Source organism: Allobosea sp. (assembly GCF_030694325.1).
GTDB lineage: Bacteria > Pseudomonadota > Alphaproteobacteria > Rhizobiales > Beijerinckiaceae > Allobosea.
Map to the genome: position 1 here is coordinate 1 of NZ_JAUXYO010000311.1, position 12,021 is coordinate 12,021.

Genomic DNA, 12,021 nt, shown 5'->3' on the forward strand with positions numbered 1-12,021 from the left:
AGATCGTCCTCGCGGGCGACTTCGATCTCGTCGGCGGCGGCTCCTATGTCTTCGTACCGGATTTCCCGGCAGTCTACTTCAAGGATCTCACCTCCCGCCCGAAGATCAGCCGCAAGCTCAAGGTGATCGCGGCCTGCGGCAACGGCACTGCCGGTGCCTTCGCCCCGCAGATCCTCGAGGCGCTGGGCTGCGAGGTGATCCCGATGGACGCCGAGCTCGACCACACCTTCCCGCGCTACAATCCCAACCCCGAAGACATGAAGATGCTCCACGCCATGGCCGATGCGGTGAAGGCGCATGGCGCCGACGTCGCGCTCGGATTCGACGGGGACGGGGACCGCTGCGGCGTCGTCGACAACCATGGCGAGGAGATCTTCGCCGACAAGATCGGCGTCATGCTGGCGCGCGATCTCGGCCGGCTGCATCCCGGCGCGCAGTTCGTGGTCGATGTGAAGTCGACCGGTCTGTTCCACACCGACCCCGAGCTGCAGGCGCTCGGCGTCAGGACGGATTACTGGAAGACCGGTCATTCCTACATCAAGCGGCGCGTGCGCGATCTGAACGCCCTCGCGGGCTTCGAGAAGTCCGGCCATTTCTTCTTCAACGCGCCGGTCGGTCGCGGCTATGACGACGGGCTCGTCACGGCGATCGCGGTGCTCGACATGCTCGACCGCAATCCCGACAAGTCGATGGCGGAGCTCTATGCCGCCGTGCCCAAGACCTGGGGCACGCCGACCATGGCCGCGAAATGCGCCGACGAGATCAAGTATGAGGTCAGCGAGCGGGTGACCGCGGCGATCCAGGCGCTGCAGGCGCAAGGGGCGCCGTTCGCGGGCCAGCCGATCCGCGACGTCGTCACCGTCAATGGCGTGCGCGTCACCACGCAGGACGGGAGCTGGGCCCTGGTGCGGGCCTCGTCCAACAAGCCCGAACTGGTCGTGGTTTGCGAGAGCCCGGTATCGGAGGCGCGGATGCGCGAGGTCTTCGCCGCGATCGATGCGGTGCTGCGGCTCAACCCGGAAGTCGGCGCCTACAACCAGACGATCTGAGGGGGGCGGGCACGAAGCCTCGGCCGGTCAGCCGAAGCCGGGACACATGGCCACGCCGGAGCGCTCGACCTGCTCGATGCTGGCGGTGCCGCCGGCCTTTCCGAGGCGCGGGCGCATATAGATCGGGTCGCCGCCGATCGAGATCGCGCCGCCCTTGATGAGCCAGCCGACGACGGGCGTGAAGTCGTAGCTTGCCTGCGCCATGATCAGCGAGCTGTTGGGCAGGCGAATATCCGCAGGGATCGTGACCGTGGTTCCGCGCGCGAACTTCGTCGAGTTGCGCTGTTCGCTCCAGCACACCTTCGCCACCCCGGCGCTGTCGACGACGATGTGGTGGACCGACATCTTCGGGTTGGCGCTGGTGTAGGGCATCATCACCGTCTGCGCCGCGTCGAAGATGTTGTTCATCTCGGTGTTCGAGATGGTGGTGGACTGCGCGGTCAGGTCGGCGAGCGAGCGCGTCAATTGCGTGACCTTGCGGTCGATCATGACGCCCTGGCCGGTTTCGACGATCCCAAAATAGATTGCCAGCATCGCCGGCAGGATCATCGCGAATTCGACGGCGGCGACGCCGCGCGGATCGCCGCGGAAGCGCCGCGTCAGGCGTCGCAGGGCCGCCTTGTTGCGGCGCAGGGAGAAGGCGCGCGTCATCGGGGACCTCATGTCGCGGGCGCGTTGAAGGGCTCGGTCCGGAACGTCGCCGAGGCGACGATGCCGCGGCGGCCGGAGCCGATATTGGCCAGACTCGCGCTCCAGTAGGTGAAGTAGAGCGGGTATTCGAGCACGGCCCGCACCACGACGATCTGCTGCGGCTGGGGCGCATTGTAGCCGAAGCCGGTGGTGTTCAGCCCGCCGGCCGAGATCGGATTGGTGCCGTCGGTGCCGTTCTTCGCATTGGCGAAGGAGTTGTAGGTGCGAACGTCGATGACCAGCTTCGAGCAGTCGACCAGCCCAGGGGCATTGGCGCAGACGTCGTTCTTGAAGGCCTGCGTGTTGGTCGGGCCGTCGCCGGTGTAGCGCGTCAGCGCTTCGCCGGTGAGCAGGCGCCGCGAGGTCTGTGAGACCGCCTCCTCGAGCACCTGGCTGGTCCAGAACATCAGCGCCGTTTCCAGGATGGCGACGAGCAGCATCAGGAAGGGGATCGAGATGAAGGCGAACTCGACCGCGGTCGCGCCCTCCTGCGAGCGGCGGAAGCGGGCGAGCAGCCGGAACCGTGCGCGGCGTGCGGGCACCGGCGCGGTGGTCTTCTCGGGGGCGATGCTGGAGGGGTCGGTCATGTCGTCCGGGTCCCGTGGTCGCGTGCAGGTCGCTGCCGCGGGACCTTGGGCCGGCTTTCGCCTGTTGGCCCGTCGGATGCGGCATCGGTCAGATGACGCGTCCACTGTTACCGGCAAAGCATTGCCGATCCGTTAGACCGGTCGTGGCCGCGGTCGAATCGCGGTTAGCGGCTGCTTAACCCTGAGGCGCCGAGTTTCAGCGCTTGCTCGCGCCCAGCGCCGCGCCATTGCGGGTGCTGGCCTGGGAGCCGACCTCGCCGAAATACTTCTGCGCGTCGCCGAGTTGCGCCGCCGGCTGGCAGACCGGCGTACAGGAATAGCTCTCCCGCTCCAGCCCGCGCTGCACGGTCAGGACGGAATCGGAATCCGCGCCCACGCGCACGAGGGATTCCGCCAGCAACGTCCCGGACGCGTCGAGCGCGATCAGATTGGTCACGCCGAAGCTCTTGCCGGTGACGATCATCACGCCGTTCTTCTGTACGGCGACGTCGGCGATGGCGGGGTTGCCGACGATGACCGTCTGGGCCTTCTCGGGCAGCCGGACCACCTTGGCGTGGTCGACCTTGACGATGACGCTCTCGACCGTGCCCGTGGCGGGCGCCGCCAGCGCCGGGCCGGCGATCAGCGCGAGCGATGCCGCGGCGCCTGCGAGCGCGGCGATCGTCCGGGCGGAGCGGGGCCGAGAGCGCCGAAGGGCGGCCGGGAGAATGAACATCGCGCTGCCTCAAGATTTCCGTATCGACAGCTAAGCGGAAAATGATGAACCAAACCCTAATCGGGCCCTGCGGGCTGTTTTGGCGAGGGCGGCGGACACATGACCAAACGAGAGAAACGCCCCCGCGCCCCGATATCCGGCCGGAATGATGCCGGTAGCGGATGTTGATGCGCAGGAATGGCAAACGTAAAACATCTCGTTAACTGACAAAGACATGTAATGACTAAATATAATCTGTCGATGATCGCGGCAATTCGCCGTTAACCATCGCTCGAATGTCTTTGAGATCGGGCGAATTCTTCTTTCGCCTTAACCGATCGGCAAGAGGAGGCGGGTAATGTCCAACTTGTCGCTGACCGAAGCCACTTCAGAGCGAAGGCAGCCGTCAAACCGTGGTTCAAGAGGAGTTTCACATGACCAACGTTTTCGCTCGTTTCGTCAAGGATGAGTCCGGCGCCACCGCCATCGAGTACGGCCTGATCGCTGCCCTGATCGCCGTCGTCTGCATCGGCGTCTGGACGCAGGTCGGCACCAGCCTGTCGGCCAAGTTCACCGAGATCAACAACAACCTGAAGTGATATAGGTGCGGAGCGCCTCGCTCCGCCGCTGCGAGACCGAAACGCCCCGGCTTGTCCGGGGCGTTTTGATTCGGGGCGGCCCGTGCCGCCCTCGCCTCCACCAACGCAGTAAGGGTTTGGTGAGGCGCCTGCGGCAGGATCGCGTCCGCCGCCGTCACCGCTTCGGAAGGGGATGTCCATGTCGCTCCCGCTCATCGCCCTGCTCTTCGTCTTTCCGGCGGCCATGGCCTATGCCGCGGCGAGCGATCTCGTTTCGATGACGATCTCGAACCGGCTCTGCCTCGTCTTGCTGGCGACCTTCGCCGTCTGCGCCGTGACGCTGGGACTGGGCTGGCACCAGCTGCTCTGGCATCTGGCGGCGGGCGGCCTCGTCCTGGTGATCTGCTTCGGCATGTTCGCGGCCGGTTGGATCGGCGGTGGCGATGCCAAGCTCGCGGCGGTGACGGCGCTCTGGTTCGGCTTCGACCAGCTGATGCCCTACCTCTCGCTGGCCGCGATCGGCGGCGGCGTGCTCACCTTCGTTCTGCTCAAGCTGCGCGCCAGCCCGCTGCCGCAGGTCGCGACCGGCTGGTCCTGGGCGCGCCGGCTGCATTCGCCGAAGGAGGGCGTGCCCTATGGCATCGCGCTCGCCTTCGCGGCGCTCCTCGTGCTGCCCGACAGCTCGCTGTGGCGGGCCGCGATGGGGCTGTGAGGGCACCGTCGCAGGCCCAAGTCGGCCCGGTCTTCAAAAAAGATACGTCCGATTAACCATAAGTTGACGATTCCAGCCGCACGATCCTCGCCGAGAGCCAACTGGGTTTGGCCGAGGGTCAGTCGCTATGAGTCCCGCCCGCATCATCATTCTTCTGGTTGCGCTGGTCGCCGGCATCGGTGCCGCCATGCTGATCAGGAAGCCGTCGCAGGCTCCTGCCCCGGTCGCACGGGTCGAGCAGGCGCCGACGGTGCCCGTCCTCGTCGCCGCAGCGGATATCCCCGTCGGTAACGTCGTCGCCGCCGCCGACATGCGCTGGCTCGACTGGCCGATCGCCAGCGTGCCGGCCGGCGTCATCCGCAAGGACGAGGCGCCGCAGGCCGAGACCGAGCTCGCCGGGCAGGTGGTCCGCTACGGCATGCTCGCGGCGGAGCCGATCCGCCGCGAGAAGCTGATCAAGACCGACGGAACCGGTTTCCTCTCGGCGGTGCTGCCGTCCGGCATGCGCGCCGTCGCGATCTCGACCGACAGCCGCGGCGCCAACACGGCCGGCGGCTTCATCCTCCCCAATGATCGCGTCGACGTGATCGTCACGGTGAAGGGGCCGGCGGTCGAAGGCGAAGGCGACGCCTTCCTGAGCGAGACGATCCTGCGCAACCTCCGCGTTCTCGCCATCGGCCAGAACGTCCAGGAGCGCAACGGCGAGAAGGTCGTGGTCGGCGAGACGGCGACGCTCGAGGTCGAGCCCGGCCAGGCCGAAACCCTGTTCCGCGCCCAGAAGATGGGAACGCTCTCGCTCTCGCTGCGCAGCCTCAAGGATGCGGGCCAGGTCGTGACGGGCCCGACGGCCGAAGGCGCGATGACCATCGTGAAATATGGCGTGACCATGAGGAGTGCGAACCAGTGAGCCGGCACAGTACCCTCCTCTCCGCCGCCCTTGTTCTGGCGCTCGCTGGCCCGGCCTTCGCCCAGACGGCCGGCCAGGCGCCGGTCCTCAATGTCGGCACCAGCGAGCATGCGATCTCGCGCAAGCTCGATCTCTCGATCGGCCGCTCGCTGATCGTCGAATTGCCGCGCGATGCCAAGGAGGTCTTCGTCGCCAATCCGAAGGTGGCCAACGCGGTCGTCCGCTCGGCCCGCAAGCTCTTCATCATCGGCATCGCCGACGGTTCGACCTCGATGTTCGTCATTGACGGCGAGGGCCGTCAGATCACCGCGCTCGAGATCGAGGTCGGGCGCGACCTCAACGTGCTGCGCCAGACGCTGCGGACCGCGATGCCGCGCGCCCAGATCGAGGTCAAGCCGGCCGGCAACTCGATCCTGCTGATCGGCAACGTCGCCAACGCCTCGGAGGCGACGCAAGCGGTCGACATCGCCAACGCCTTCGTCGGCACCACGGCCGGCATCTTTTCCTCGTCCAAAGGCGCGGTCATCAATTCGCTGACGATCCGCGGCCGCGACCAGGTCATGGTCAAGGTCGTGGTCTCCGAGGTCTCGCGCAAGGCGATCAAGCAGCTCGGCATCAATTCGACCGGCGAGTGGAAGCTCGGCAACTTCTCGATCACCCCGACGCTCGACAACCCGCTGCCGTTGCAGCCGCAGGCCCTGGCCGCGACCGCCGTCACCGCCGGCATCGGCAACTCGACCAACTTCACCCTGCGGGCGCTGGAGCGCGCCGGCCTCTCGCGCGTCCTCGCCGAGCCGACCGTCACCGCGATCTCGGGCGAGAGCGCGAAGTTCACGGCCGGCGGCGAAGTGCCGGTGCCCAGCGGCTATTCCTGCGACGGCACCGGCCTCTGCACGCTCGGCATCCAGTATCGGCCGATCGGCGTGGCCCTGAACTTCACCCCGATCGTGCTGTCCGACAACAAGATCAGCATGCGCATCGCGACCGAGGTGACGGAGCTCGACTTTGAGAACCAGCTTCGCCTCAGCGACACCCGCAACAGCAGCCAGCAGGTGGTCAACGCGCCGGCCTTCCGGGTCCGCAAATCCGACACCACGGTCGAGCTGCCCTCCGGCGGCACGCTCGCCACCGCCGGTTTGATCCAGCGCGTCTCCAAGCAGTCGCTCAACGGCTTCCCCGGCCTGATGAACCTGCCGGTCATCGGCGTGCTCTTCCGCTCGCGCGACTATCAGCGCGAGGAGACCGAGCTGATGATCACGGCGACGCCCTACATCGCCAAGCCGATGGAGCCCAATCAGGTGCAGCGCCCCGATGACGGCTTCGTCGATGCCCATGACGCGCAGGCCGTGCTGCTCGGGCGCCTGAACAAGATCTACGGAACTGGGGGCGGGCCGGCTCCGCAGGCCTACAAGGGCCGCGTCGGCTTCATCGCCGACTGAAGCCGGTCGCGATGGCGACGTCCGAACACGCAAGGGATGGCGAGACCATGATGGCTCGATCACAGCAGAACACCCGGCCTCTCGGCCTCGGCATCGCCCTCGCCGCGGCGATGCTGCTCGGCGCCTGCTCCGGAAAGCGCGACCTCGCCGAAACGGGCATCCCCGTGGACGTGCGCGAGCGCCATCCGATCGTGCTGCGCGATGCGCCGCGTTCGCTCGACGTCTTCGTCGGGCGTTCCGGCGGCGGGCTCGACGATCGCCAGGCGGAGGATGTCGCGGACTTCGCCCGTGAGTACCGTCGCTCGGGCAAGGGCGGGCTGGTCGCTCAGGTTCCCACGGGCACCCGCCGCGAGATGGCGGCGCATGACACGCTCAACGGCATCCGCTCGGCGCTGGCCCGCGGCGGCGTGCCCGGCACGGCGCTGTCGGTCACGACCTATCCGGTTGCGGACGCGCATCTCGCCTCGCCCATCCGCCTGACCTTCGCCTCGCTCCAGGCCAAGCTGCCGCATGATTGCGGCCAGTGGCCGGCCGACACCGGGGTCTCCAGCTTCAAGGACGACATGTCGAACGAGCCCTACTGGAACTTCGGCTGTTCCAGCCAGGCGACGCTCGCCGCCCAGGTCGCCGATCCGATCGATCTCGTCCGTTCGCGCAGCGAGGGTCGCCCCGACATCGCCAAGCGCATGGGCGCCATCGCCAAGATCCGCGACGGCAAGGATCCGTCGACGCAGTACCGGCAGGAAACGCCGCAGATCAATTCGACTGTCGGAGGCCGTTGATGAACGCCGGGGAGGACCAGGGCAGCGTCTCAGCCAGCGCGGTCGAGGATGTCGTCGCGCCGTTGCCGCGCGTCACGCTGCAGGCGTTCTGCGAGACGCCGGGCGTGGCCGCGACCATGCAGGCCGCCATCGCCGACCGGCGCATGGACAAAGCGCATGCGCGCATTCACATGGGCGGCCCCGCAGCGGCCGTCGAGGCCTTCCGGGCCGCGCCCACGCCCAACATCATCGTGCTCGAGACGGTGGCGGATGCGGGCAGCCTGATCGGCCATCTCGACACGCTCTCCGAGAGCTGCGACGCGGGCACCAAGGTCATCGTCATCGGCCACGTCAACGACGTGCAGCTCTACCGCGACCTGATCCGCCGCGGCGTCAGCGAGTATCTCATCGCGCCGCTGGGCACGCTCGATGTCCTGAAGACGCTGTCGGAGCTCTATGTCGCGCCCGGCGCCCGCAATCTCGGCCGCATGATCGCGGTGATGGGCGCCAAGGGTGGCGTTGGATCCTCGACCGTCTCCCACAACGTCGCCTGGGCGATCGCCCGCAACCTCGATGCCTCGACGGTGATCGTCGATCTCGACATCGCCTACGGCACCGCGGGCCTCGATTTCAACCAAGACCCGCCGCAGGGCATTGCGGAGGCGGTCTTCGCGCCCGAGCGCCTCGACGCCAACATGCTTGACCGGTTGCTCTCCCGCTGCAGCGACAATCTGGCCCTGCTGGCCGCCCCGGCGATGCTCGACCGCACGCTGGACCTGCCGGAGGACGCCTTCGAGCAGCTCTTCGACCTGCTGCGCGCCACCGTTCCCTGCGTCGTGCTCGACGTGCCCCATGTTTGGAGCGGCTGGACCCGGCGCGCGTTGATCTCGGCCGACGAGATTGTCGTGGTCGCCGGACCGGAACTCGCCTCGCTGCGCAACGCCAAGAACCTGATCGACCTCGCCCGCGCCAACCGCCCCAACGACGCCGGGCCGAAGCTCGTTCTCAACCAGGTCGGCATGCCCAAGCGGCCGGAGATCGACGCGGCGGAGTTCTCCAAGGCACTCGGCATCGACGTTCTGACCTCGATCCCCTTCGACGCCCAACTCTTCGGCACGGCGGCCAACAATGGCCAGATGATCGCGGAGGTGCAGGCCGGCGGCAAGATCGCGGAGGCCTTCGTGCAGATCGCCAGCAGCCTCACCGGTCGCGGCGAGGCCAAGCGCAGCAAGCGCAGCCTGTTCGAGCCGCTCGTCGCCAAGCTGCGTCGCAAGGCCTGATCATGCACCGTCCCCAGGCCGGAGCCAGCGTCGACAAGGCCATGAGCGGGACGGAGATCCCCCATGGACGGCCCGCTTCGGCCGTTTGCGTGCGAGAGGGTTGAGATGTTCGGAAAGCGATCCACCGGTGGAGCCGCGGCACCCGCGCTGGCCGTGAGGGCGCCGACGCCGGCGGCTCCCGTCCAGCGCCAGCCGGAGCCGCAGGCCGCCGATCCGCGGCGCACGGCGCCGGTCGTCGCCCCGGAGCCGCATCGCTCCGAAGAATACTACCAGATGAAGAGCATGATCTTCGGTGCTCTCATCGAGGCGATCGACCTGTCGCAGCTCGCCAAGCTCGATGGCGAATCGGCGCGCGAGGAAATCCGCGACATCATCAACGAGATCATCTCGCTGAAGAACGTCGTGCTCTCGATCGCCGAGCAGGAGGAACTGCTCGACGACATCTGCAACGACGTGCTCGGCTATGGCCCGTTGGAGCCGCTGCTGGCGCGCGACGACATCGCCGACATCATGGTCAACGGCGCGACCCGGACCTTCATCGAGACCGGCGGCAAGATCACGCTGACCAACATCCGCTTCCGCGACAACGCGCAGCTGATGAACATCTGCCAGCGCATCGTCAGCCAGGTCGGCCGCCGCGTCGACGAGAGCTCGCCGATCTGCGACGCGCGCCTCGCCGATGGCTCGCGCGTCAACGTCATCGCCCCGCCGCTGGCGATCGACGGCCCCGCGCTCACCATCCGCAAGTTCAAGAAGGACAAGCTGACCCTCGACCAGCTCGTCAAGTTCGGGGCGATCTCGCCGCCCGGCGCCGAGATCCTGAAGATCATCGGCCGCGTCCGCTGCAACATCGTCATCTCCGGCGGCACGGGCTCCGGCAAGACGACGCTGCTCAACTGCCTGACCAACTATATCGACCTCGACGAGCGCGTCATCACCTGCGAGGACGCGGCGGAACTGCAGCTGCAGCAGCCCCATGTCGTGCGTCTCGAAACCCGGCCGCCCAATCTCGAGGGCACCGGCGCGGTGACGATGCGCGATCTCGTCAAGAACTGCCTGCGCATGCGTCCCGAACGCATCATCGTCGGCGAGGTGCGCGGACCCGAGGCGTTCGACCTGCTGCAGGCGATGAACACGGGCCATGACGGCTCGATGGGCACGCTCCACGCGAACACGCCGCGCGAATGCCTCAGCCGTATCGAATCGATGATCACGATGGGCGGCTTCTCGCTGCCCTCGAAGACGCTGCGCGAGATGATCTGTTCCTCGATCGACGTCATCATCCAGGCGCAGCGCCTGCGCGACGGCTCCCGCCGTATCACCCACATCACCGAGGTGATGGGCATGGAAGGCGATGTCATCATCACCCAGGATCTCGTCAACTACGACATCCTCGGCGAGGACGCGAACGGCAAGCTGATCGGGCGCCATCGCGCCACCGGCATCGGCCGGCCGCGCTTCTGGGAGCGCGCACGCTACTACGGCGAGGAACAGCGCCTCGCCGCCGCGATCGACGAACTCGAACAGGGCGAAGCCAATGCGGCCTGACGCCGCCACGGACCTGGAGGGACGGCCATGGATCTGAGCGTCGTCGCCGTCATCCTGCTCGCGACCATCGCCGCGGGCGGCGTCACCTATGCGCTGTTCTACCCGATTCTCAGCGGGCAGGCCCGCGCCGAGAAGCGCCGCAAGGAGTTCGCCGCCCCGGTCGCCGCGCGGGTGATGGATCGCGACGCCCAGGCCAGGGTCAAGCGCGGGCAGATCGCCCAGAGCCTCAAGGACATCGAGAACCGCGAGAACGCCCGCAACAAGCTCACGCTGGAGCAGCGGATCCAGCAGGCCGGGCTCAGCTGGGACCGCAGGAAATATTATATCTTCAGCGCGGCCATGGCGGTCGGGACAGGCCTGCTCCTCTTCGTGCTGAGCGCCAATTCGATTCTGGCTGTCGCGGGGCTTTTCATCGGGGCCCTCGGCATCCCGCCCTGGTTCCTGCAGCATTGCCGCAACCGCCGCCTGAAGAAGTTCGGCAACGAGTTCCCCAACGCCATCGACGTGATCACGCGTGGCATCAAGGCCGGCCTGCCGCTGAACGACTGCCTGCGGATCATCGCGACGGAATCGGCCGAGCCGGTCAAGACCGAGTTCCGCCTCATCATCGAGAGCCAGGCGCTGGGGCTGCCGCTGACGGAGGCGATCGGCAAGCTCTATGAGCGCATGCCCTGCGCGGAATCGAACTTCTTCGGCATCGTGCTCGCCATCCAGCAGAAGACCGGCGGCAATCTCTCGGAGACGCTGAGCAATCTGTCCCGCGTCATCCGCGACCGCCGCAAGATGCGCGACAAGATCCAGGCCGTGTCGATGGAAGCGAAGGCCTCGGCCGGCATCATCGCCTGCCTGCCGCCCTCCGTCGCCGCCATGGTCTACCTCACAAGCCCCCGCTACATCGAGCTGCTCTGGATCACCCAGGCCGGCAAGTTCGCCCTCGTCGGCTGCGCCGTCTGGATGCTGATGGGCGTCCTGGTGATGCGCAAGATGATCAACTTCAACATCTGAGGCCGCAGCGATGATTTCCCTGATCGCGGACAAGGTCGTCGACAGCCAGTTCCTGCTGTCGCTCTTCGTCGCGATCGCGGCGGCGGCGACGGTCCTGACCATCGCCATTCCGCTGACCGAGGGTTCGAATCTCCAGAAGCGCATGAAGAACGTCGCGACCGAGCGCGAGAAGATCCGCGCCCGCGAACGCGATCGGCTCAATCGGCAGGGCGACCGCGTCTCGCTCCGTCAGGAGCCGAAGGAGTTCATGCGGCGCATCGTCCAGCAGTTCAAGCTGGGCGACTGGCTCGGGACGGAGACGGCGAAGCATCAGCTCGCCATGGCGGGCTATCGCGGCCAGCAGGCGGAGATCGGGTTTCTCTTCTTCCGCCTGGTGATGCCGATCGGCCTGTTCCTGTTCACGCTGTTCTACGTCTTCGTGCTCAACGATTTCGGCCAGTCTGCCCTGGTCCGGATCGGCATGGCCGTCGGCGGGGCCTATGTCGGCATCAAGGCGCCCGAGCTGTTTCTGTCGAACCAGATCAGCAAGCGGCAGGCTTCGATGAAGCTGGCCTTTCCCGACGCGCTCGACCTGCTGCTGATCTGCGTCGAATCGGGCATGTCGATCGAGCACGCCTTCCGCAAGGTCTCGACCGAGATTGGCGGCCAGTCGGTGCCGCTGGCCGAGGAGTTCGCCCTCTGCACCGCCGAACTCTCCTATCTGTCGGAGCGTCGGCAGGCCTATGAGAACCTTTCGGCCCGCCCCGGACTCGAGGGGGTGAAGTCGGTCTC

At 67.0% G+C, this 12,021-nt stretch carries 13 protein-coding genes; 10 read left to right on the forward strand and 3 right to left on the reverse strand.

The features are described 5' to 3' along the window. Nucleotides 1-1,049: phosphohexomutase domain-containing protein (locus Q8M82_RS20060; protein WP_305693062.1), on the forward strand; the 1,049-nt coding region annotated here is incomplete at its 5' end. Between the two features lie 27 nt (nucleotides 1,050-1,076). On the opposite strand, the gene Q8M82_RS20065 is transcribed toward Q8M82_RS20060, so the two are convergent. From Q8M82_RS20065 to Q8M82_RS20075, 3 genes are all read right to left on the reverse strand, one after another. Further along, entirely contained in the window at nucleotides 1,077-1,700 is a 624-nt protein-coding gene (locus Q8M82_RS20065) for a TadE/TadG family type IV pilus assembly protein (RefSeq protein WP_305693063.1), read from the reverse strand. Nucleotides 1,701-1,708: 8 nt separating this feature from the next. Further along, entirely contained in the window at nucleotides 1,709-2,326 is a 618-nt protein-coding gene (locus Q8M82_RS20070) for a TadE/TadG family type IV pilus assembly protein (protein WP_305693064.1), read from the reverse strand. Between the two features lie 196 nt (nucleotides 2,327-2,522). Further along, a complete protein-coding gene (locus Q8M82_RS20075; RefSeq protein WP_305693065.1) occupies nucleotides 2,523-3,041 on the reverse strand; it encodes a pilus assembly protein N-terminal domain-containing protein in 519 nt (172 codons plus the stop codon). Nucleotides 3,042-3,454: 413 nt separating this feature from the next. On the opposite strand from Q8M82_RS20075, the gene Q8M82_RS20080 reads away from it, so the two are divergent. The 9 genes from Q8M82_RS20080 to Q8M82_RS20120 form a co-directional block, all read left to right on the forward strand. Next, a complete protein-coding gene (locus tag Q8M82_RS20080; protein WP_305693066.1) occupies nucleotides 3,455-3,619 on the forward strand; it encodes a Flp family type IVb pilin in 165 nt (54 codons plus the stop codon). 178 nt (nucleotides 3,620-3,797) lie between these two features. Beyond that, nucleotides 3,798-4,310 carry an A24 family peptidase gene (locus Q8M82_RS20085; protein ID WP_305693067.1) on the forward strand — a complete coding sequence of 171 codons (513 nt, stop codon included), beginning with the start codon at nucleotides 3,798-3,800 and terminating at the stop codon, nucleotides 4,308-4,310. A 127-nt stretch (nucleotides 4,311-4,437) separates the two neighbouring features. Next, nucleotides 4,438-5,217 carry a Flp pilus assembly protein CpaB gene (gene cpaB / locus Q8M82_RS20090; protein WP_305693068.1) on the forward strand — a complete coding sequence of 260 codons (780 nt, stop codon included), beginning with the start codon at nucleotides 4,438-4,440 and terminating at the stop codon, nucleotides 5,215-5,217. After that, nucleotides 5,214-6,656 carry a type II and III secretion system protein family protein gene (locus tag Q8M82_RS20095; protein ID WP_305693069.1) on the forward strand — a complete coding sequence of 481 codons (1,443 nt, stop codon included), beginning with the start codon at nucleotides 5,214-5,216 and terminating at the stop codon, nucleotides 6,654-6,656. Before cpaB ends, Q8M82_RS20095 begins: the two co-directional genes overlap by 4 nt. A gap of 47 nt (nucleotides 6,657-6,703) precedes the next feature. Further along, nucleotides 6,704-7,438: a CpaD family pilus assembly protein gene (locus tag Q8M82_RS20100; RefSeq protein WP_305693070.1), complete on the forward strand. Its 735-nt coding sequence runs from the start codon at nucleotides 6,704-6,706 to the stop codon at nucleotides 7,436-7,438. Further along, nucleotides 7,438-8,697 carry an AAA family ATPase gene (locus Q8M82_RS20105; protein WP_305693071.1) on the forward strand — a complete coding sequence of 420 codons (1,260 nt, stop codon included), beginning with the start codon at nucleotides 7,438-7,440 and terminating at the stop codon, nucleotides 8,695-8,697. Before Q8M82_RS20100 ends, Q8M82_RS20105 begins: the two co-directional genes overlap by 1 nt. 105 nt (nucleotides 8,698-8,802) lie before the next feature. Then, entirely contained in the window at nucleotides 8,803-10,245 is a 1,443-nt protein-coding gene (locus Q8M82_RS20110; RefSeq protein ID WP_305693072.1) for a CpaF family protein, read from the forward strand. A 27-nt stretch (nucleotides 10,246-10,272) separates the two neighbouring features. Further along, nucleotides 10,273-11,250, forward strand: a complete 978-nt coding sequence (locus tag Q8M82_RS20115; protein ID WP_305693073.1) for a type II secretion system F family protein — start codon at nucleotides 10,273-10,275, stop codon at nucleotides 11,248-11,250. 10 nt (nucleotides 11,251-11,260) lie between these two features. Next, on the forward strand, nucleotides 11,261-12,021 hold a 761-nt coding region (locus Q8M82_RS20120; protein WP_305693074.1), incomplete at its 3' end, for a type II secretion system F family protein.